Annotated in this window: 17 protein-coding genes, 2 tRNA genes, 1 pseudogene and 1 other annotated feature; of the genes and pseudogenes, 11 read left to right on the top strand and 9 right to left on the bottom strand. The window is 56.5% G+C overall.

The features are described from left to right. Nucleotide 1 precedes the first annotated feature (1 nt). On the bottom strand, nucleotides 2-901 hold the full coding sequence (gene hisG / locus DBR02_RS00755; RefSeq protein ID WP_006811208.1) for an ATP phosphoribosyltransferase: 900 nt from the start codon (nucleotides 899-901) through the stop codon (nucleotides 2-4). 45 nt (nucleotides 902-946) lie between these two features. After that, nucleotides 947-1,070: a sequence feature (His leader region), on the bottom strand. Continuing rightward, nucleotides 1,046-1,096 carry a his operon leader peptide gene (gene hisL, locus DBR02_RS00750; RefSeq protein ID WP_099516347.1) on the bottom strand — a complete coding sequence of 17 codons (51 nt, stop codon included), beginning with the start codon at nucleotides 1,094-1,096 and terminating at the stop codon, nucleotides 1,046-1,048. (Overlaps the previous feature by 25 nt.) Nucleotides 1,097-1,269: 173 nt before the next feature. Here hisL and DBR02_RS00745 point away from each other — a divergent pair, with 173 nt between their 5' ends. The 4 genes from DBR02_RS00745 (at nucleotide 1,270) to plaP (ending at nucleotide 4,695) form a co-directional block, all read left to right on the top strand. Beyond that, nucleotides 1,270-2,094 (top strand): SDR family oxidoreductase, encoded by an 825-nt coding sequence (locus tag DBR02_RS00745; protein ID WP_107533336.1) that lies wholly within the window; start codon nucleotides 1,270-1,272, stop codon nucleotides 2,092-2,094. A 41-nt stretch (nucleotides 2,095-2,135) separates the two neighbouring features. After that, nucleotides 2,136-3,065 carry a LysR substrate-binding domain-containing protein gene (locus DBR02_RS00740; RefSeq protein WP_063868372.1) on the top strand — a complete coding sequence of 310 codons (930 nt, stop codon included), beginning with the start codon at nucleotides 2,136-2,138 and terminating at the stop codon, nucleotides 3,063-3,065. A gap of 219 nt (nucleotides 3,066-3,284) precedes the next feature. Further along, nucleotides 3,285-3,347 (top strand): membrane protein YoeI, encoded by a 63-nt coding sequence (gene yoeI / locus DBR02_RS00735; RefSeq protein ID WP_099458931.1) that lies wholly within the window; start codon nucleotides 3,285-3,287, stop codon nucleotides 3,345-3,347. After that, complete coding sequence (plaP, locus tag DBR02_RS00730) at nucleotides 3,337-4,695, top strand: putrescine/proton symporter PlaP (protein WP_003859499.1); 1,359 nt, start codon at nucleotides 3,337-3,339, stop codon at nucleotides 4,693-4,695. The genes yoeI and plaP overlap by 11 nt, the downstream gene beginning before the upstream one ends. Before the next feature lie 122 nt (nucleotides 4,696-4,817). Here the strand turns inward: plaP and sbcB are convergent, their stop codons facing one another. Then, nucleotides 4,818-6,254: an exodeoxyribonuclease I gene (sbcB, locus tag DBR02_RS00725; RefSeq protein WP_369750626.1), complete on the bottom strand. Its 1,437-nt coding sequence runs from the start codon at nucleotides 6,252-6,254 to the stop codon at nucleotides 4,818-4,820. 191 nt (nucleotides 6,255-6,445) lie between these two features. On the opposite strand from sbcB, the gene dacD reads away from it, so the two are divergent. The 4 genes from dacD (at nucleotide 6,446) to DBR02_RS00705 (ending at nucleotide 9,842) form a co-directional block, all read left to right on the top strand. Beyond that, entirely contained in the window at nucleotides 6,446-7,618 is a 1,173-nt protein-coding gene (dacD, locus tag DBR02_RS00720; protein WP_139158021.1) for a serine-type D-Ala-D-Ala carboxypeptidase DacD, read from the top strand. A gap of 117 nt (nucleotides 7,619-7,735) precedes the next feature. Continuing rightward, nucleotides 7,736-8,209, top strand: coding sequence for a DNA gyrase inhibitor SbmC (gene sbmC, locus DBR02_RS00715; RefSeq protein ID WP_107533333.1), 474 nt, complete (start codon nucleotides 7,736-7,738; stop codon nucleotides 8,207-8,209). A gap of 91 nt (nucleotides 8,210-8,300) precedes the next feature. Beyond that, a complete protein-coding gene (locus tag DBR02_RS00710) occupies nucleotides 8,301-9,359 on the top strand; it encodes an FUSC family protein (protein ID WP_063450219.1) in 1,059 nt (352 codons plus the stop codon). Nucleotides 9,360-9,506: 147 nt separating this feature from the next. Then, nucleotides 9,507-9,842, top strand: a complete 336-nt coding sequence (locus tag DBR02_RS00705) for a DUF496 family protein (protein WP_063450218.1) — start codon at nucleotides 9,507-9,509, stop codon at nucleotides 9,840-9,842. 139 nt (nucleotides 9,843-9,981) lie between these two features. On the opposite strand, the gene DBR02_RS00700 is transcribed toward DBR02_RS00705, so the two are convergent. Continuing rightward, nucleotides 9,982-10,057: transfer RNA gene (locus DBR02_RS00700), tRNA-Asn, on the bottom strand. A 161-nt stretch (nucleotides 10,058-10,218) separates the two neighbouring features. Between DBR02_RS00700 and emmdR the strand changes: the two are divergent. Both emmdR and DBR02_RS00690 read left to right on the top strand, forming a co-directional pair. Next, a pseudogene (emmdR, locus tag DBR02_RS00695) lies at nucleotides 10,219-11,726 on the top strand (multidrug efflux MATE transporter EmmdR). Between the two features lie 80 nt (nucleotides 11,727-11,806). Beyond that, nucleotides 11,807-11,882, top strand: a tRNA-Asn gene (locus tag DBR02_RS00690). Nucleotides 11,883-12,013: 131 nt separating this feature from the next. Here DBR02_RS00690 and DBR02_RS00685 read toward each other — a convergent pair. Then, nucleotides 12,014-13,468, bottom strand: coding sequence for an AMP nucleosidase (locus tag DBR02_RS00685; protein ID WP_063450216.1), 1,455 nt, complete (start codon nucleotides 13,466-13,468; stop codon nucleotides 12,014-12,016). A gap of 81 nt (nucleotides 13,469-13,549) precedes the next feature. Continuing rightward, nucleotides 13,550-14,860: a shikimate transporter gene (gene shiA, locus DBR02_RS00680; RefSeq protein WP_107533331.1), complete on the bottom strand. Its 1,311-nt coding sequence runs from the start codon at nucleotides 14,858-14,860 to the stop codon at nucleotides 13,550-13,552. Nucleotides 14,861-15,116: 256 nt separating this feature from the next. Between shiA and pagP the strand changes: the two genes are divergently transcribed. Further along, entirely contained in the window at nucleotides 15,117-15,692 is a 576-nt protein-coding gene (gene pagP, locus DBR02_RS00675; RefSeq protein ID WP_107533330.1) for a lipid IV(A) palmitoyltransferase PagP, read from the top strand. Here the strand turns inward: pagP and DBR02_RS00670 are convergent. From DBR02_RS00670 to DBR02_RS00660, 3 genes are read right to left on the bottom strand one after another with little or no spacing between them, the layout of a single operon-like run. Next, nucleotides 15,689-16,654 carry an acyltransferase gene (locus DBR02_RS00670; protein ID WP_107533329.1) on the bottom strand — a complete coding sequence of 322 codons (966 nt, stop codon included), beginning with the start codon at nucleotides 16,652-16,654 and terminating at the stop codon, nucleotides 15,689-15,691. The two genes, pagP and DBR02_RS00670, sit on opposite strands and share 4 nt — an antisense overlap. Then, nucleotides 16,651-19,713: an efflux RND transporter permease subunit gene (locus DBR02_RS00665; RefSeq protein ID WP_107533328.1), complete on the bottom strand. Its 3,063-nt coding sequence runs from the start codon at nucleotides 19,711-19,713 to the stop codon at nucleotides 16,651-16,653. Before DBR02_RS00665 ends, DBR02_RS00670 begins: the two co-directional genes overlap by 4 nt. Continuing rightward, entirely contained in the window at nucleotides 19,713-20,798 is a 1,086-nt protein-coding gene (locus tag DBR02_RS00660) for an efflux RND transporter periplasmic adaptor subunit (RefSeq protein ID WP_173937184.1), read from the bottom strand. Before DBR02_RS00660 ends, DBR02_RS00665 begins: the two co-directional genes overlap by 1 nt. Between the last annotated feature and the right edge of the window lie 8 nt (nucleotides 20,799-20,806).

The raw sequence follows: 20,806 nt of genomic DNA, 5'->3' as shown, positions 1-20,806 counted from the left end.
GTTACTCCATCATCTTTTCAATTGGCAGCACCAGAATGGAGCTTGCGCCCAGCGCCTTCAGTTTTTCCATGGTTTCCCAGAACAGGGTTTCGCTGCTGACCATGTGCATCGCCACGCGCTGCTGGTCACCCGCCAGCGGCAGAATGGTGGGGCGCTCTGCACCCGGCAGCAGGGCAATGACTTCCTCGAGACGCTCGGTTGGCGCATGCATCATGATGTACTTGGATTCACGCGCCTGAATCACGCCCTGAATGCGGGTCAGCAGTTTGTCGATGAGCTGCTGTTTGGCCTCGGCCATCTCACCGTCGCGCTGAATAAGGCACGCTTTGGAGCGGTAAATCACCTCCACTTCGCGCAGGCCGTTCGCTTCCAGCGTGGCGCCGGTAGAGACGAGGTCACAGATGGCATCGGCCAGGCCCGCGCGCGGCGCCACTTCAACGGAGCCGTTCAGCAGACAGGATTTAAACTGCACGCCTTTTTGATCGAGGTAACGCTTCAGCAGGTGAGGGTAAGAGGTGGCGATACGTTTGCCGTTCAGCGCGGCCGGGCCGTCCCAGGCTTCATCGACCGGCGTGGCCAGCGACAGGCGGCAGCCGCCGAAGTCCAGACGACGCAGGGTAAAGTAGCGCGGATCTTCGCCCTGCGCGCGGCGGGTTAATAGCTCTTCTTCCAGTACGTTTTCGCCGATGATGCCGAGGTCAACGACGCCATCCATCACCAGGCCCGGGATATCGTCATCGCGTACGCGCAGAATGTCGATCGGCATATTTTCAGCCAGGGCAATCAGGCGCTGGGTGTGCAGGTTGATTTTAATCCCGCAGCGGGCCAGCAGTTCGCGTGAATCGTCGCTTAAACGGCCTGATTTCTGAATAGCTATGCGTAAACGTGAGTTATCTAACATTCTGAGTTCCTCGTTAACCTGTTTTAACCTGTCTGAATGCGGTCCAAAAAAAAGCCCCCGGAAGATGATCTTCCGGGGGCTTTTTCATGCGTTCATGCACCACTGGAAGATCCAAACGTCTTCCAGCACACATCGCCTGAAAGACTAGTCAGGATGATGGTGATGATGGTGGTTTTTAAAAGGAACGCGTGTCATATAAATTCTCGTTGAATGCTTATGCATTTGATGTCTTTTAACCTAAACCAGTTATACGCCATAAAGCAAGGGCTTTTTTTGATCATTAATTCATTTCATATTGATGGTATGAATTGTGCGTTCCACCAGGCTGGCGTAGCCTTATAACAGGGGTAGTTAAGCGGAGAAGGTACATGAAAAAGGTCGCGATTGTCGGGTTAGGGTGGTTAGGAATGCCACTGGCGATGTCATTAGCCGCGAAAGGCTGGCAGGTGACAGGGAGTAAGACCACCCGAGATGGGGTTGAAGCGGCACGCATGTGCGGCATTGACGGTGTCGAGCTGCGCCTCGAACCCGAGCTTATCTGCGATACCGACGAGCTGGACGAACTGATGAATGTGGATGCGCTGGTCATAACCTTACCGGCGCGACGCAGCGGGCCGGGCGAGACGTTTTACTTGCAGGCGGTGCAGGAGATTGTCGACAGCGCCCTGGCGCACCATGTTCCGCGCATTATTTTCACCAGCTCGACCTCCGTCTATGGCGATATCGACGGTACGGCGAAGGAGAACACCGAGCGCCGTCCGGTGACCGCCAGCGGTCGGGTACTGAAAGAGCTGGAAGACTGGCTGCACAATCTGCCCGGCACGCAGGTGGATATTTTACGTCTGGCCGGGCTGGTGGGGCCGGGGCGCCATCCGGGGCGCTTCTTTGCCGGTAAATCCGCGCCGGATGGTCAGCACGGGGTTAACCTTGTGCATCTTCAAGATGTTGTCGGCGCAATAGAACTGCTTTTACAGGCTCCGAAAGGGGGGCACATCTATAATATATGTGCGCCTTCGCACCCGCCGCGCAGCACCTTTTATCCGCTGATGGCCCGCCAGCTTGGCCTGGCGCCACCGGTGTTCAGTGATGCGCAGGGGGAACGCAAAGGCAAAATTATTGATGGCAATCGTATTTGCCATGAACTGGGATTTGAGTATCAGTATCCCGATCCGCTGGTTATGCCCATGGAATAACTGCATCAGCGGAGACAATCGCACACCGCAAGGGGGCGAAGATGAAACCGCTGCTGGATGTTCTTGTTATTCTGGATGCGCTTGAAAAAGAGGGGAGCTTTGCCGCCGCCTCGGCGAAGCTCTATAAAACGCCTTCGGCTCTGAGCTATACCGTGCAAAAGCTCGAGAGCGATCTTAATATCCAAATCCTTGACCGTTCCGGGCATCGCGCGCGATTCACCCGTACAGGGCAGATGCTGCTGGAAAAAGGGCGTGACGTGCTGCATGCGGTGCGCGAGCTGGAAAAGCAGGCCGTTAAGCTTCACCAGGGCTGGGAAAATGAGCTGGTGATTGGAGTTGATGATACTTTCCCTTTTTCACTGCTTACCCCGCTTATCGAGGCGTTTTATCAGCGCCATAGCGTCACGCGTCTGGTTTTTATCAACGGCGTGCTGGGCGGTTCATGGGACGCCCTGACCCAGGGCAGGGCGGATATTATCGTTGGAGCCCTGCACGAGCCTCCTCAGCTGAGTGAATTTGGTTTCGCCCGGCTGGGCGTGCTGGAGCAAATTTTTGCCGTTGCGCCTCATCATCCGCTGGCAAATGAACCGGAGCCAGTTTCAAGACGCGTCATCAAAAACCATCGCGCCATTGTGGTGGGAGACAGCTCGCGTCCCGAGTGCGGTATTTCATCGCAGCTTCTGGATGAGCAGGAGGCCATCACCGTTTTTGATTTTAAAACCAAGCTGGAGCTGCAAATAAGCGGCCTCGGGTGCGGTTACCTTCCCCGTTATTTAGCTCAGCGGTTTATAGAAAGCGGCGCGCTGGTGGAAAAACAGGTTTTAGCGCAGAGCAGTAACGAATCGGTATGGGTAGGCTGGAATGAACAAACCGCCGGGCTTGCCAGCGCCTGGTGGCGAGACGAAATTTTAGCAAATAGTGCTATCGCGACAGTTTACACTCAGGCAGATGATGGTAAATCAACCAGTTAGAAAAATTATTTTATGGGCTCGTTTCTCAATGTATTGCCTTTTGTATCTTGAATAGGGCAAAATGCCGCCGCTGCAAACAAATAAATAATCGACGATATAAAAGGCGTCGGTTATTTTTTTTTGCATGTACGAAACGAAACTAAAAACCAAGAGGCCGGGCTTCGTACCGGATAGATACTTACTAAAATCCGACAGTTGTTGTCGCTGAGGAAGAAAGAAATGGGGCAATTTTTCGCTTACGTGGCGGTTATCACCGTAAAGGAGAATAACTATGTCGCATAACGCAACTCCAAACACCTCTCGCGTGGAATTACGTAAAACGCTTACGTTGATTCCGGTTGTCATGATGGGCCTTGCCTATATGCAACCGATGACGCTGTTCGATACATTCGGTATCGTATCAGGCCTCACGGACGGTCATGTGCCGACGGCTTACGGCTTTGCACTGATTGCGATCCTCTTTACCGCGCTCAGCTACGGTAAACTGGTGCGCCGCTATCCGTCTGCCGGTTCCGCCTACACCTATGCCCAGAAATCCATCAGCCCGACGGTCGGCTTTATGGTGGGCTGGTCTTCGCTGCTCGACTATCTGTTCGCGCCGATGATCAACATTCTGCTGGCAAAAATCTATTTTGAAGCGCTGGTGCCATCGATTCCATCCTGGATGTTCGTCGTGGCGCTGGTGGCCTTTATGACGGCCTTCAACCTGCGCAGCATCAAGTCCGTTGCCAACTTTAACTCCGTTATCGTTGTGCTTCAGGTTGTACTGATTGCCGTGATCCTCGGCATGGTGATTTACGGTGTGTTCCACGGCGAAGGCGCGGGCACTCTGGCGAGCAGCAAGCCGTTCTGGTCTGGTGATGCGCATGTGATCCCGATGATTACCGGGGCGACGATTCTGTGCTTCTCCTTTACCGGTTTTGACGGTATCAGCAACCTGTCTGAAGAAACGAAAGATGCAGAGCGCGTTATTCCGCGTGCAATCTTCCTGACGGCGCTGATTGGTGGCCTGATCTTTATTTTCTCGACCTATTTCCTCCAGCTGTACTTCCCGGATATCTCTCGCTTCAAAGATCCGGATGCTTCTCAGCCGGAAATTATGCTCTATGTGGCGGGTAAAGCGTTCCAGGTCGGCGCGCTGATCTTCTCGACCATCACCGTACTGGCGTCCGGTATGGCCGCGCATGCAGGCGTTGCGCGTCTGATGTACGTTATGGGCCGCGATGGCGTATTCCCGAAAAGCTTCTTCGGCTACGTGCATCCAACATGGCGTACCCCGGCGATGAACATCATTCTGGTCGGTGCGATCGCGCTTCTGGCGATTAACTTTGACCTGGTGATGGCAACGGCGCTGATTAACTTTGGTGCGCTGGTGGCGTTCACCTTTGTTAACCTGTCGGTGATCTCTCAGTTCTGGATCCGTGAAAAGCGTAACAAGACGCTGAAAGACCACTTCCAGTATCTGTTCCTGCCGATGTGTGGTGCTATGACCGTGGGCGCGCTGTGGGTTAACCTGGAAGAGAGCTCAATGGTGCTTGGCCTGATTTGGGCAGGTATCGGCCTGGTTTACCTGGCCTGCGTGACGAAGAGCTTCCGCAACCCGGTTCCTCAGTACGAAGACGTCGCGTAAGACTGTGTCGGGTGGCGGCTACGGCTTACCCGACCTGAATATCCCGTAGGCCCGCGTAAGCGAAGCGCCACCGGGCAAAAAAAACCGGAGACGATGGTCTCCGGTTTTTTTATCTCTGCATTTCAGATGAGCTCTTGCGCATACTGGTATAGCGCTTTCAGCAGCGCCTGTTTCTCGGCATTCCCTTCATACTGGCCGTAAAGCATCTCCAGCTCCTGAGCGTAGCTGTTGAGAAATTCCGGGGTAAAGACGTTGCGTCGATGCTGTAGCCAGCGCTCCTGCTCAGCCTCATCCAGCGTGCCGGGATAGTTGCGCGCCCGGTAGTTAAACAGCAGCTTCTCAATGCGCGTGTCCGCAAAGGTGATATCCAGCGCGGGCAGATTACGCGGGTCGGTTTGCAGCACGATATTCATCGCCGCGCGGTCGGCGTCGCTGAAGAAGCCGTTATAAAGCTGCGCATCCACGTTTTCAGACGGCACGAACGGCTCTGCTTCGGCAAAAATGGCGACGACTTTCTCACGCACCTGCGGGTTGTCGCGCAGCACTTTCAGGTTATCGAGGCAGTGCTGACGGTTAATCCCCAGCCGGTCGGCGTCTTCCGGGCGCAGCGTATTGGCCTGGGCCAGCACCGGACATTTATTGATGTGCACCAGTTTAACCGGTACAGCGGGCAGGTCACCCAGCGCCTCTTTCGGCGTATACAGCCGTTCACGCAAGGTGTCGTTGTCAAGCTCAAGCAGCGGGGAGATATCCCCGGCAAGATCCACCATGATGACGGCGTTACGGTTATCCGGGTGCCAGGCGAGGGGCGCTACCCAGCTCGTGTTCCCGCGCCACGCCCCGAACATCCCTGAAATATGCACCAGCGGTTTCATCTGCGGCACATCAATCAGCGTCATCAGCTTCTGCTTGCTGCGGTGGCTCAGCAGATACTCAAACAGGCGCGGCTGTGCGGTTTTAACGAGTTTCGCCATAGCGATGGTCGCGTAAACGTCTGCCATCGCGTCGTGGGCATTGCTGTGCTCGATGCCGTTGGCGCGCGTCAGGTGCTCGAGCCTGAAGCTCGGCAATCCGTCGTCGTTCTCCGGCCAGTGAATCCCTTCCGGGCGCAGCGCATAACAGGCGCGCATGATATCCAGCAAATCCCAGCGTGAATTGCGGTTCTGCCAGCTCCAGGCGTACGGATCGTAGAAGTTGCGGTAGAAGATATTACGCGTCACTTCATCGTCAAAGCGGATGTTGTTGTAACCCACCACGCAGGTATTGGGCACCGTGAACAGATCGTGGATGCGACGGGCAAATTCCGCTTCGCTAACGCCTTTATCCCGCGCTTCCTGAGGCGTGATGCCTGTCACCATCACCGCGCCCGGCTGCGGCAGATAGTCATCGGCAGGCTTGCAGTAAAACACCTCGGGTTCGCCGATGATGTTAAATTCGTCATCGGTACGGATAGCCGCAAACTGCGCCGGTCGGTCCAGCGCCGGATGGGTGCCAAAGGTTTCGTAATCGTGGAACAAAAAAGTCGGGCGCGCGGCAGAGTCAGACACCAGTAATCTCATCCTGTTAAAAATTGACGTCTCTATGGTAAACGATTGGGGTGAGCAGTCCGAATAAAAAGCACGGTCAGGCAAGAAATTTGCGAGATCTGTTCCAGAAAAATTTGCGCATTGTCACATTTTTTTGCAATTAAGGCAGGTAACGACATCAGAACTGCCGTAAAAAGGTCATCGATTTTTACTGACCTGAGGATATACCGTTGAAACGCCGTCTGTTTATTGCTGTTTCTTTACTCGCTTCGAGTATTTCATCCGCGCTGGCCGCCGAGCCGCTGGATTTTTCACCTCAGCCGCCTGCCCTTCAGGCAGGATCCTGGGTATTGATGGATTACACCACGGGTCAAATCTTAACGGCGGGCAACGAACATCAGCAGCGCAATCCGGCGAGCCTGACCAAACTGATGACGGGGTACGTTGTCGATCGCGCCATTGATAGCCACCGTATCAGCCCCGATGACATTGTGACGGTCGGGCGTGACGCCTGGGCAAAGGGCAATCCGGTCTTTGACGGTTCATCGTTGATGTTTCTGAAGGAGGGCGACAGGGTTTCCGTGCGCGATCTCAGCCGCGGCCTGATTGTTGATTCCGGCAATGACGCCTGCGTAGCGCTGGCGGATCACGTGGCGGGCGGTCAGCCGCAGTTCGTCAGGATGATGAATGACTACGTCGAAAAGCTGAACCTGCGCGATACCCACTTCGAAACCGTACACGGGCTGGATGCACCGGGTCAGCACAGCTCCGCTTACGATCTCGCCGTGCTTTCCCGTGCCATCATTCACGGCGAACCTGAGTTCTACCACATGTACAGCGAGAAAAGCCTGACCTGGAACGGCATTACCCAGCAGAACCGTAACGGGCTGCTGTGGGATAAGACCATGAACGTGGATGGCCTGAAAACGGGGCACACGTCGGGCGCGGGCTTCAACCTGATTGCCTCCGCGGTCGACGGTCAGCGTCGGCTGATTGCGGTGGTGATGGGCGCAGACAGCCCGAAGGGGCGTGAAGATCAGGCGCGCAAGCTGCTGCACTGGGGACAGCAAAATTTCGATACGGTGCAGATCCTGCATAACGGCAAAAAAGTGGGTACCGAACGTATCTGGTACGGCGATAAAGAGCAGATCGCGCTGGGCACGGATCAGGACTTCTGGCTGGCCTTGCCCAAAACGGAAGTGCCGAATATCAAGGCAAAATACGTGATGGACAAAAAAGAGCTGGAAGCGCCGATTGCCGCGCACCAGCGGGTAGGGGAGATCCAACTGTACGATCGCGACAAGGTGGTTGCGCACTGGCCTCTGGTTACGCTGGAAAGCGTTGAAAAGGGCGGCCTTTTCTCCCGTCTCGGTGATTATCTGCATCATAAGCTTTAACCTTTCGGGCAGACTGGCAGTGTTGCGAGTCTGCTCGCATAATAAACACTCCCGGTTTGCCGATAATCGCGATTCTGCTTTATAGTGTATGTATATACAGTGATAAACGGAGGCAGCATGGACTACAGCGTCAGGCAGCAACAGAAACGTAAAATCGCAGGCTTTCATCTCGTGGGGCCGTGGGAAAAAACGGTCAAGCAGGGGTTCGAACAGCTCGTGATGTGGGTAGACGGGCGTCATATTCAGCCGCAGGAATGGGTAGCCGTTTATTACGACAACCCGGATGACGTGCCGGCGGAAAAGCTCCGCTGCGATACCGCCGTCACGGTCCCTGATGATTTCACTGTACCTGAGAACAGCGAAGGGGTGATGATGACCGAAATCGCTGCCGGGGACTATGCTATCGCCGCTGCCCGTGTGGAAAATCATGATTTTGCCAACCCCCGGAACCAGTTCTTCAACTCCCTTCTCCAGGACAACACCTACCAGATTGCGCCAAAACCGTGCTTCGAACGTTATCTGAATGATGGCAATGCAGACGGCTACTGGGACATTGAGATGTTTGTACCGGTAGAACACAAGGTGGGATAAACCTGCGAAAAGCAGGGTTTTTGAGGCGGATGCGATCCACCCGCCTCAAAACACAGTACAATTGTGGTTTGCCGTAAAGCTGGAGACGGGTGTGCGCCCCGACAAGTCATTAACCCCATTTGAAATTCGGTTATACAAACATTATCGCGTGGTGCACGGTTGCCGCATTGCGCTGGCGTTTGTGTTGACCTTCGTACTGGTTCGTTTGCTGGATATCCCGGAAGGAACGTGGCCGCTGATCACGCTGGTGGTGGTGATGGGGCCGATCTCATTCTGGGGGAACGTGGTTCCTCGTGCCCTCGAACGCATAGGCGGCACCGTTTTAGGCTCGGCGCTTGGGCTTATCGCCCTGAAGCTGGAGCTGATTTCATTCCCGATCATGTTGCTGTGGTGCGCGGGGGCGATGTTTCTTTGTGGGTGGCTGGCGCTGGGCAAGAGGCCGTATCAGGCGCTGCTGATTGGCATTACGCTTGCGGTTGTGGTCGGCGCGCCGGCGGGCGATATGACCACCGCACTGTGGCGAAGCGGGGACGTAATCCTCGGCTCGTTGCTCGCCATGCTGTTTACCGGCATCTGGCCGCAGCGCGCCTTCCTGCACTGGCGCATTCAGATGGCAAACTACGTCACGGCATTTAACCGCGTCTACCAGGCCGGGTTTTCGCCGAATCTGATCGAACGCCCACGGCTGGAAAAGCACCTGCAAAAAATCCTCAATGACGTGGTCAAAATGCGCGGGTTGATTACCCCGGCAAGCAAAGAAACGCATATCCAGAAAGCCATTTTTGAAGCCATTCAGACGGTCAGCCGTAATCTGGTCTGTATGCTTGAACTGCAAATCAATGCCCACTGGGCTTCACGCCCCAGTCACTTTCTGATGCTCAACGCGCATACGCTGAAAGAGACGCAGCAGATGACGCAGCAAACCCTGTTGACCATCGCCCATGCGCTCTACGAAGGGAATCCACAGCCCATACGGGCAAACAGCGAGCGGCTGAACGAAATCGTCGCCGAGCTGAAACAGCTGATGAATGAGCGTCAGGCCGACAATGTGGCGGAAACACCCATCCACGGCTATGTCTGGCTGAGTATGGAGCTGGCACGACAGCTGGAATTATTATCGCAACTGATTTGCCGGGCACTGCGCAAATAAAAAGCGTACGTGATGCCTGCTGCTTCGATTCAGCAGCAATTAGGGTTATGATGGTTTTAAACGATATACTCATTGTCATTCGCAGCCGCTGTCTGTTAAAACGGTTGCCTTAACGAATCCGAATCTCACATTATCAGGGGTGTAAAAATGGAAACTATTAAGCCTTCGTTCCAGGATGTTCTGGAGTTCGTCCGCCTGTTCCGCCGTAAAAACAAGCTACAGCGTGAAATCCAGGACGTAGAGAAGAAGATCCGTGACAACCAGAAACGTGTCCTGCTGCTGGACAACCTGAGCGACTACATCAAGCCGGGGATGAGCGTTGAAGCTATTCAGGGCATCATCGCCAGCATGAAGAGCGATTACGAAGATCGCGTTGATGACTACATCATCAAAAATGCTGAGCTGTCCAAAGAGCGTCGCGATATCTCCAAAAAGCTGAAGGTGATGGGCGAAATCAAAAACGTCGACGCTAAAGGCGAGTAATCGCGCAATCTGTTGCCCGGTGGCGTTGCGCTTACCGGGTCTGCGATTCCGTAGGTCGGGTAAGGCTTAGCCGCCACCCGACAATTTTACCGAACGCAGAAAAGCAAAAAGCCTGCTTTGAAAGCAGGCTATTCAAATTTGGCTCCTCTGACTGGACTCGAACCAGTGACATACGGATTAACAGTCCGCCGTTCTACCGACTGAACTACAGAGGAATCGTTGTGGAGGCTTATCTTAGCGGCGAAAAAACTTTTGTCAAACCTCATCTTAGGCAAAAGTGACTGATTGATGATTCTGTCGTCATTTTGTTGCCATTTCAGACATAATTTAAAGGAAAATACTTTGCAGGATATGCATTTCTGCCCCATCATTTGAAATGGAGTTTCAACTTTCTCGCTAAGGTCCATTTTGAACGTCACCGCACCCATACGCCAGGCGATTATGCGCACGCCCTGGTATGCCAAACGTAAAAGTTATCGAGTTCTGTTCTGGCGTGAAATCACCCCCCTTGCCGTGCCTATTTTCCTGGAGAATACCTGCGTCCTGCTGATGGGCGTTCTCAGCACCTTCCTGGTGAGCTGGCTCGGCAAAGAAGCGATGGCCGGGGTAGGGCTGGCGGACAGTTTCAACATGGTGGTGATGTCCTTCTTTGCCGCCATCGATCTTGGGACGACGGTGGTGGTAGCGTTTAGCCTCGGCAAACTCGATCCGAAACGCGCCCGGGAAGCGGCCAGACAGTCGCTGATGATCATGACGATTTTCTCGATCGTTCTCGCGGCGGTCATTCATTACTACGGGAAAGAGATCATCGATATCGTCGCCGGCGAAGCGACCGGTGAGGTGAAGGCGCTGGCGCTCACCTACCTTGAAATGACGGTGCTGAGCTATCCGGCGGCAGCCATCGCGCTGATTGGCAGCGGCGCGCTTCGTGGCGCAGGCAATACCAAAATTCCGCTGCTGATAAACGGTGGGATGAACATCCTGAACATTATCATCAGCAGCGTTTTGATTTACGGCGTCTTCTCCTGGGATGGCCTGGGCTTTGTCGGTGCCGGTTTAGGGCTGACGATTTCCCGCTATATTGGTGCGGCGGCGATCATTGGCGTCCTCATGGCGGGCATCACGCCGTCGCTGCGCCTGACGCTGAAAAGCTATTTCCGTCCGCTTAACTTCGCCATTATCTGGGAAGTGATGGGCATCGGGATCCCGGCCAGCATCGAATCCGTGCTGTTTAACGGCGGGAAACTGCTGACGCAGATGTTTGTTGCCGGGATGGGCACCGACGTCATCGCCGGCAACTTTATTGCCTTCTCCATCGCCTCGCTGATTAACCTGCCGGGTAACGCGCTGGGCTCGGCGTCGACCATCATTACCGGTAAACGCCTCGGCAAGGGGCAGATAGGGCAGGCGGAACGGCAGCTACGCCACGTCTTCTGGCTTTCAACCATCGGGCTGACCGCGATTGCGTGGGGCACCGCGCCGTTTGCCGGACTGATGGCCTCGTTTTATACCCACGAAAACGACGTAAAAGAGGTGGTGAAGGTGCTGATTTGGCTCAACGCGGCGTTTATGCCGATCTGGGCCGCGTCCTGGGTACTTCCTGCCGGGCTGAAAGGGGCGCGCGACGCCCGCTTTGCCATGTGGGTCTCTATGCTCGGCATGTGGGGCTGCCGCGTCGTGGCGGGCTATACGCTGGGGGTGATGCTAGGTATGGGCGTGGTCGGCGTCTGGCTGGGGATGTTCCTTGACTGGGCCGTGCGCGGCGCGCTGTTCTACTGGCGTATGGTGAGCGGACGCTGGCTGTGGAAATATCCGCGAAAAAAAAGCGGAACAGGCGGTTTCGGAAACCGCAAACGCCTGACAAATGCGCGAAGTGGAGAATAAATCGGCAAACGATTGAAAATCTGCATTCACCCTTTGACATCCTCAGGGCGCATCGATAATATGCGCCCCGTTCACACGATTCCTCTGTAGTTCAGTCGGTAGAACGGCGGACTGTTAATCCGTATGTCACTGGTTCGAGTCCAGTCAGAGGAGCCAAATTTGAAAAGCCTGCTTTTATAGCAGGCTTTTTGCTTTTCTGCGTTCGGTAAACTTGTCGGGTGGCGCTCCGCTTACCCGACCTACGAATCCCAGGCCGGGTGAGAGGTGTGCGTGATGTGTCCTTGTTATCAGCGGAACGGTGGCTCATTAAAGGTGCGCAGCTTGCGGGAGTGCAGTTTATCGCCCTCGGCACGCAGTAAATCTATAGCGCGAATACCAATCTGAAGATGCTCTGAGATCGCCCCTTCGTAAAAACGGTTCGCCTGGCCCGGCAGCTTGATCTCGCCGTGCAGCGGTTTATCGGACACGCACAGCAGCGTGCCGTAAGGAACGCGGAAGCGGTAGCCCTGTGCCGCAATGGTGGCGCTTTCCATATCGATCGCCACCGCGCGGCTGAGGTTAAAGCGCAGGGCGGAGGCAGAATAACGCAGCTCCCAGTTACGATCGTCGGTAGTGACCACCGTGCCGGTGCGCAGGCGCTGCTTCACCTCTTCACCCGGCATACCGCTCACCTCTTTAGTGGCGTCATACAGGGCGCGCTGGACTTCCGCGATGCTCGGGATAGGAATGTCCGGAGGCAGAACCGCGTCAAGGACGTGGTCGTCGCGCAGGTACGCGTGGGCGAGAACGTAATCCCCAATCAGCTGGCTTTCGCGCAGGCCGCCGCAGTGGCCAATCATCAGCCAGACGTCCGGGCGCAGAACCGCCAGGTGGTCGCAGATGGTTTTCGCGTTCGACGGCCCAACGCCAATATTAATTAGCGTAATGCCCTGGCCGTCGGCGGTGATCAGGTGCCAGGCCGGCATCTGGTGCTTTTTCCACGCCAGGTCGGAAATGGCCTGCTCCGGCGCTTCGGTTTCAGCGGTGATCCAGATCCCGCCCGCGCAGGAGAGGGCGACGTAAGGGCTGTCCGGATCGAGGATCTGGCTACAGCCCCAGCGAACAAACTCGTCCACGTAGCGGGTGTAGTTGGTAAACAGCACGAACGGCTGGAAATGCTCGGCTGGGGTGCCGGTGTAGTGGCGCAGGCGCGCCAGCGAAAAATCCACGCGACGGGCGTCAAAGTGCGAGAGCGGTGAAAATTCTGCCGGGTGATAAATTCCGTCCGCCGTCTCATCGCCAATCTGCGAAAGCTCGGTGGTCGGGAAGTGGCGCGTCAGCCCCGCGCTCATGGAGCGGTCCAGCGTCAGCGCCGAGCCGTCAATCACGTACGGGTAAGGGATCTCGTGTAGCGACGGTTCCACGGATATATGCGCGCCGTAATCCTGATACAGCAACGTGAGCTGTTCTTCCAGGTAGGGGCGGAACAGCGCAGGGCGGGTGATGGTCGTGCTGTAACAGCCGGAGTGGGTAAAACGTGCATAGGCGCGGGTTTTCGGATTGCTGCTGGCGCTGCCGTCCCAGGTGACAGAGAGCGATGGATAAACAAAAAGGCCCTGAGTTCTGGCCTTTTCATCGGGAAGTTTCCCTGTTTCGATATATTCACTGATGGCGCTGCGCAGTGCGTTGACGGATTGCTCATACAACGCGTCGAGTTTTTCCAGCGCCTGAGCCGGGGTCAGGCTGGAGCCCTTATTATTCATGTCTGTCTCCTTGTTCCACAGGTGTGCGGCAATACCCGATAGTATGTCACACGCCCGTGAAACTAAAGTGAGGAGATCGGCCTAGCGCGTTTCCTTCATGAACAGGGCGGTCGCGGCGGAGAGCAGGCAGCCTGCCAGCAGATAAATCGCCACGCTGTGCCAGTTCCCGCCGGAGAAGGTCACCAGCGCGGCGGCGATAAACGGCGTAAACCCGCCGCCGACCACGCTCGCCACCTGATATCCCACGCCCGCGCCGCTATAACGGTAGCTGGCGCCGAACAGCTCGGTAAACATCGGCTGCTGCACGCACACCACCATATCGTGGGCGATGTTGGCGAGCATGATGGCGAAGAAGACGATCCAGAACACCGACTGCGCCTCCAGTGCCATAAAGAACGGCCAGGCGCTGAGCGTGCCGATAAGCGCGCCCGTGATGTAAACCCGGCGGCGGCCAAACCGGTCTGCGAGCCAGGCGAAGCAGGGGATGGTCAGGCAGCTGATCCCGCCCACCACCAGGCCAATGTTCAGAAACAGCTCACGCGGCAGGCCGAGGTTCTGGGTGGAGTAGTTCAGAGCGAAGGCGGTGACGATATACATGGTCAGCAGTTCGCACAGGCGCAGGGCGATGATTTTCAGAAAAGCGCCAGGGTGCTGCACCAGCGCTTCCATCACCGGCAGCCTTTTTTTCGCGACCGGTTTTTCGCGCTGCTGCTGCTCAAACTCAGCCGACTCTTCCATGCCGTTGCGGATCCACAGGGCCACGATGACCAGCACAATGCTGAAGATAAACGGAATGCGCCAGCCCCAGCTCAGGAACTGCTCGTCTGTCGTGAGCTGGCTAATGAGCGACACCAGCCCGGTGGAAAGCAGTAGTCCCACGCCATAACCCACCTGCACGCCGCTGCTGTAAAACGCCTTCCTGTGCTTCGGCGCGCTTTCTACGGACAGCAATGCCGCGCCGCCCCATTCACCGCCGACGGCAAAGCCCTGAATGGCGCGCAATGTCACCAGCAACACCGGGGCCCACCAGCCAATCGACGCAAAGGAAGGCAAAATACCGATAAGCGCTGTGGCAATGCCCATCATCCAGACGGTGAGCATCAGCATCCGTTTCCGGCCAAGGCGGTCACCGAAGTGGCCGAAAATGATGCCGCCCAGCGGACGAAACAGAAAACCGACGCCAAAGGTGGCAAATGCGGCGAGCGTGCCCATGGCGGGGCTAATCTGGGGGAAAAATTCGCGGTTAAATACCAGCGCAGCGGTAATACCGTAGAGCAGAAAGTCATACCAGTCGACGACGGCGCCTGCGAAGCTACCTAAAGCGGCGCGGCGGGCGCGGTTCAGCGAAGGCGTCTCCTCGCTGCGGCGAGCGGAGATGAGGGTGGAGTCCATAGTTGTCCTGTCTGTACTGATTTTTAATTATTGGTATAAGAAAAGGTCACTCACATTGTGGCCGTCATCGTGACGGAAGGTATGAGACTACCGCGACGGGCGGCCAGAGAAAACGTTTTTATCTTTCCTGAAAGCGCTGAATAAATAAATTTCATCTTACCCGGGCCCAATATAAATCAGCCTGTTTGGCTCCGGTTAGGGCTGAATGGTTTACAGTAATAGTGATCGCTGCGTGACGTAAGCTGAGGGAATAACGATGCAACGCTTCTTTCCTGCACTCTGGGTAGTCCTGTTTTTGGTGGCTTCGCCGCTGCATGCGGAGCCGAAAGTTTATGGCGAACAGCGCATTCACCGCTGGTGGGATGCGGTAACGGACGATATTTCCCAGACTTGGGAGCAGCCGGAGCGTTACGATCTCTACCTGCCGTTTCTGAGCTGGCACGCCCGCTTCATGTATGACAAAGAGAAAACGGACAACTACAACGAAATGCCGTGGGGCGGTGGGCTGGGCGTGTCTCGTTACAACGACGAGGGCAACTGGAGCGCGCTCTTCGCCATGATGTTTAAAGATTCCCACAACGAGTGGCAGCCCGCGATGGGCTACGGCTGGGAGAAGGGCTGGTATCTGGATAACGCGAAAGATTTCCGTCTGGGGCTGGGCGCCGCGGCGGGGATCACCGCGCGCGACGACTTTGCTAACTACGTACCGCTGCCGTTTATCTTTCCCCTGTTCTCAGCCGGATACAAGCGCGTTACCGTCCAGTTCACCTATATTCCCGGCACCTACAACAACGGCAACGTGCTGTTTGCCTGGCTGCGCCTGGGCTTTTAAAGGGTAATGACCTTTTTGGCCACCGCGTTGGAGAGGATGAGCAGTGAAAACAGGACCGACGTAATAAAGGTGAGCACAATCAGGGCCAGCTTGATGCTCAGAGAGGTCACCGGAATGAGCGCCGTCAGCAGGTGAAACACCGAGTAGTGCATAATATAGACCCCGGTCATCGTTTTGCTAATGGCGGCCAGCACGGACTCCTTAAACTCCGCATTGCGGCGAAAGCGCACGCCGTTGGCCCCGATCACCAGGGCGATAATCAGAATGTAGATTTGCGATCCGGTGAGGATAAAGGCGTTTCTGTCCGCTTTAAACAGGGCAAAAAAGAAGTGCCGCTCGTAAAACCACGTGAACAGATAGATAAACGGGATGGCAATCACCGCTGCCCTGACCACGTTTTTGCGGCCGATCCACGCCGCGATGTGCGGATCGCAAAAGAGTTGTCCCGTCAGATAAAACAGCAGCCACGTCCACAGGCGATACTGCGGCGACAGCGAAAGGACATGTACGTCAGGATAGAGTACTGACAGCAAATCGTACCCGTAGGAGAAAAGCAGCAGGGCGGCAATTACCCCAACGAAAAGCGTTCGCCGCTGGCTGAGCCACTCCACCACCGGATGAAATGTGTAAATCACGATAAACGCGAACACGAACCAGGGTTGGATCAGATACCCGCGCTGATAGGGCTCCCACAGGTAATAAATGGTCACCCAGAACAGAAAGACGATCACCAGGCTTTTGATCTTATCAAGCTGCCAGCGGGTGCCGTGGCGGGATTGCCCATCCAGATAGCCCGCCACCACAAAAAACAGCGGCGTGGCGATGGTCGAGATAAACGTTAAAAAGCCGAGGATCCAGTGATAGTCATAATCGTACCGATCCCAGGTATTGTAGATGGTGAAGAAAGTCACCGCCGTCATACAGCCCAGCGTCTTGATGATGTTCAGCCCTGTCGCATTCATTGTTGTTCAGCTTCGTCCTTACGATGGAAACACGCGTAAATTACCGGGAGTACCAGCAGCGTCAGGATTGTAGCAAACCCAAGTCCAAACATAATCACAACGGCCATGCTCTGGAAGAACACATCCAGCAGCAGAGGAGCGAGCCCGAGCACGGTGGTAAAGGCGGTGAGCAGGATGGGGCGCAGGCGCGAGGTGGCGGCGTAAACGATCGCGCTGTGCTGATCCTGCTGCGCTTTCTGCTGTTCTATCTCCTCTACCAGCACAATGCCGTTGCGGATCAGCATCCCGCTCAGGCTCAGCAGGCCAATCAGCGCCATAAAGCCAAAGGGGATCCCGGTCAGTAAAAAACCCGGCGTCACGCCGATCAGCGCCAGCGGCACGGTCAGCCATATAGCGACGGCGTTTTTCACCGAGCTGAACATCAGCACCGTGATCACAAACATCACCAGATAACCGAGCGGCAGCGTGGTGAACAACCCCTGCTGCGCTTCGCTGGCGTTCTCCGCGTCCCCGCCCCACTCGATGCTGTAGCCGTGGGGCAGGGGGAGCGCATCAATTTGCGGCTTCACCCGGGCGAGAATATCGCCGGAGGTTTGCTGGCTTAGCGGGTCGGGATCGGTCTGCACGGTCAGCACGCGGGAGCGGTCGCGACGCAGGATCAGCGGATCTTCCCACTCCAGCGCGAAGCCGCTGACGACGTTGCTCAGCGGGATATACTGCTGCCGGGTCTGGCTCCAGACCAGGACGTTATTCAGGTGATTGGCGTCCAGCCGCTCGCTTTCCGGCGGGCGCACCACCACGGGCAGCAGATCGCTGCCTTCACGGTACAGCCCCGCCCGGCTGCCGGAGAAATTCATCTCCAGTGCGTTATCCACGTCCTGCTTATCCACGCCAAGCTCGCGGCCCAGCGCGGTAACGTACTGCGGGCGGATCACTTTGCTGCGGTTTTGCCAGTCGTTCCTGACGCTGTCCGTGGCCGGATCGCGCGTGAGGATGTTGTCTACCTGGCTGGCGATCAGGCGCAGCCTGTCCGGGTCAGGCCCTTTAATACGCACTTCAATAGCGCTGTCGCCGGAAGGACCAAACATCACCCGTTTCGTGCTGGCGTTAACCTGCGGATAGTTCCGGGCGATGTACTCATCAACGTGGCGGGTCAGGGCAGAGATGTTACGCTGGTCATCCATCCGCACCATGATTTGCGCATAGTTGCTGTACTGGCGCTGTCCGCTGTAGGTCAAAATAAAACGCATACTTCCCTGACCGATCGTCGAGACCGTGGTTTCCACGCCTGGCTGGCCGTTGATGGTTTTCTCGATATCGCCGGTCATCTTCTCGGTCCATTTAATGTCGGTACCGTAAGGGAGCCAGAGGTCGACGAAGAAAATCGGCGTGCTGGAGGAGGGGAAGAAATTCTGCCGCACCGAGCCAAAGCCCCAGATGGCGGCTGCCAGCAGCGCGGCCATCACCACCAGCGTTGGCGCTTTACGCCGCAACAGCGCCTTAAGCAAACCCTGGTAAATGCGATAGATGCGTTTGTCGTAGGGGTCCGTTTTGTTGCTCTCTGGCGGCGCAGCGTCGTGTTTAAACAGCCACCATTTGATCAGCACTGGCGTAATGGTGAGGGCAGAGAACCAGCTCAGCATGAGCGAAATCAGCAGAACCTGAAACAGCGACTTACAGTATTCGCCGGTAGAGTCCTGCGACAGCCCGACGGGCGCGAAGGCCAGGATGGCGATGACCGTCGCGCCCAGCAGCGGCAGCGCAGAACGGCGAATAATGTGGTTAATGGCGCTCAGCAGGGGTGAGCCCTGCTGCCGGGCGATCAGTACCCCTTCGACAACCACGATGGCATTGTCCACCAGCATGCTGAGGGCGATGATCAGCGCCCCCAGCGAAATGCGCTGAAGTTCAATGCCACAAAGATACATGATCAGCAGCGTGCCCAGCACGTTGAGCGCGAGGGAAAAGGCGATAATGATCCCGCTGCGTACGCCCATAAAGATCAGCAACACACCGACGACAATCGCCAGCGCCATCAGGAAATTAATGATGAATCCGTTAACGGAATCACCGACCTCCGCCGCCTGATCGTAAAACAGGTCAATATGGATGCCTGCCGGCTTTTCGGCTGACATCTGCTCAAGCTTCGCCTCCAGCGCATGTCCCACGTCGATCACGTTTACGCCGGGGATAAAGGAGACGCCCATGGTGACGGCTTTTCTGCCGTTGGCATGGTAGATGCTGGAGGGGGAGGCATCCAGCCCGCGCGACAGGGTGGCAATATCCCGCAAGCGGGTAGCCGCCCCAGCGCCGGGCGGGGTTACGATCAGATCGGCAAGCTCGTCAATACTCTCGAATTCCCCGGTAGGATGCAGGCGAATGGACTCGGTCCCGGCGGGAATGTCTCCGGCGCTGGAGACCACGTTCAGCCTGCTTAACAGGGCAGAAAGCTGGTTCAGCGTTATCCCGCGGGCGGCCATTTTGGTCAGAGAGATGTCCACGTTAATCTGCTGGGTGATGGCACCGCCAATGGCAACTTTGCCCACGCCCGGTACAAGGACCAGCTCCCGGCGCAGCTGCTCGGCATACCGCACCAGTTCCGGATTGCTGAATTCATCGCCGGAAATGGCAAAGAAAAAGCCGAACACGTCGCCAAAATCGTCATTCACAAACGGGGCGACTACGCCCGGCGGAAACTGTCGGGCGGCATCTCCCACCCGGCGGCGCAGCTCATCCCAGATTTGCGGTAGCTCATCTGAGTGGTAGCGCGAGGCAATATTGACCGTGATCTGCGACAGGCCGTTGGAGGAGATGGAGCTGACGTTATCGAGGTAAGGGAGCTGCTGAAGCGCGTTTTCCAGCGGCAGGGTGACCTCTTCCTCAACCTGCTGCGCCGACGCGCCCGGATAATGGGCGATCACCACCGCAGTTTTGATGGTAAACGCCGGATCTTCCAGCCTGCCGATGTTCAGCAGGGCAATAATGCCGCCCACGCCCAGCAGCAGAATAGTCAGCCAGACGCGAACCGGATTACTGATAAACTGACGAGAGATATCCATTACAGTCCCCGTTCACGCGTCCAGATGCGTACCGGCTGGTTGGCGTGTAGCTCGCCCACGCCTGCGGCCACCACGCGTTCACCGGCCTTAAGCCCGTCGACGACGACGATGCCCTCAGCGCTAACTTGCCCCACGCTGACCTTTCGATCTTCCAGGTGCAACGTTTCGCCTTCGCCCGTTACCACCCAGACGTGCGGCTCATTGCGCGGGCGGTTATCCGGGCTAAAGACCGCCTCAACCGGCACCACCAGCGCCTCGCTGCCCACGCCCGCCGGAAGGTCGGTTAAATTGACGGTGACCGTCCCGCTGACGCCGCCCACAACGGGAAAATCATCCGGGCGGGGCATGGTTAAAATCACCTGCCAGGTCAGGGTGTTGCTGTCGCTACTGCCCGAGTGTTCTTTGTACACTGCGGTGAACTCGCGCCCGGGCAGGGCATTGATCCTCACCACCGGTCTGTACTGCGCATTGCGGATATCGAAGGTTTTAAACAGATTTTCCGGAAGGCTGAAAACTACGTCCAGCAGGTCTGTACGGGTCAATGTGACGACGGGCTGGCCGGCTGACACGACCTGATGATTTCGCACATGGACGCTGGCCGCTGTCCCGCTAAAGGGGGCGACGAGCGTCATCTGGCTCAATTCTTCTCGCGCAATCTGTAGCGCGGCGTTTGCAGAATCGCGGCTGGCGCGCTGGACATCCATCTCGGCCTTCGACACGGCCTGGCGTCCCGCCAGCGTCTGGAAGCGGTCAAATTGCCTCTGCGCCAGGGTTGCCGCCGTTTGCCTGTCGTTCAGACGCTGCCGGGCTTCACGATCGTTAAGACTGGCGAGCCGTTGCCCCTGTTTGACAACGGCACCCTGGCGAATGTCCAGGGTCTCAATCTGCCCTGCACGTTTGAATGCGAGATCCGTAGCGTCGCCGGATTCGATGCGGGCGGGAAAGACGCGCTGCTGCGCGTTGCCGGCCTTCACCACCTCTGCGACTTTTACCATTTTCGGCAGGGGCGCGGAGCGATCGGGTTTAGGATCGCACGCCGTCAGCAGTAATAACACAGCGGGCAGAAGAGAGACGTAGCGCTTCACAGTATTCC

Origin of the sequence: Enterobacter cloacae complex sp. (assembly GCF_900322725.1) — a bacterium.
GTDB lineage: Bacteria > Pseudomonadota > Gammaproteobacteria > Enterobacterales > Enterobacteriaceae > Enterobacter > Enterobacter quasihormaechei.
Note: the sequence above shows the minus strand (reverse complement) of the source record. Positions and strands in the feature narration are given on the sequence as shown.

Coding starts and splice junctions, on each gene's coding strand:
- shiA (WP_107533331.1), bottom strand. CDS start 14,860: ATGGACTCCACCCTCATCTCCGCTCGCCGCAGCGAGGAGACGCCTTCG.
- DBR02_RS00745 (WP_107533336.1), top strand. CDS start 1,270: ATGAAAAAGGTCGCGATTGTCGGGTTAGGGTGGTTAGGAATGCCACTG.
- sbmC (WP_107533333.1), top strand. CDS start 7,736: ATGGACTACAGCGTCAGGCAGCAACAGAAACGTAAAATCGCAGGCTTT.
- hisG (WP_006811208.1), bottom strand. CDS start 901: ATGTTAGATAACTCACGTTTACGCATAGCTATTCAGAAATCAGGCCGT.
- DBR02_RS00685 (WP_063450216.1), bottom strand. CDS start 13,468: ATGAATAATAAGGGCTCCAGCCTGACCCCGGCTCAGGCGCTGGAAAAA.
- DBR02_RS00665 (WP_107533328.1), bottom strand. CDS start 19,713: ATGGATATCTCTCGTCAGTTTATCAGTAATCCGGTTCGCGTCTGGCTG.
- DBR02_RS00705 (WP_063450218.1), top strand. CDS start 9,507: ATGGAAACTATTAAGCCTTCGTTCCAGGATGTTCTGGAGTTCGTCCGC.
- plaP (WP_003859499.1), top strand. CDS start 3,337: ATGTCGCATAACGCAACTCCAAACACCTCTCGCGTGGAATTACGTAAA.
- sbcB (WP_369750626.1), bottom strand. CDS start 6,254: ATGAGATTACTGGTGTCTGACTCTGCCGCGCGCCCGACTTTTTTGTTC.
- DBR02_RS00740 (WP_063868372.1), top strand. CDS start 2,136: ATGAAACCGCTGCTGGATGTTCTTGTTATTCTGGATGCGCTTGAAAAA.
- DBR02_RS00670 (WP_107533329.1), bottom strand. CDS start 16,654: ATGAATGCGACAGGGCTGAACATCATCAAGACGCTGGGCTGTATGACG.
- pagP (WP_107533330.1), top strand. CDS start 15,117: ATGCAACGCTTCTTTCCTGCACTCTGGGTAGTCCTGTTTTTGGTGGCT.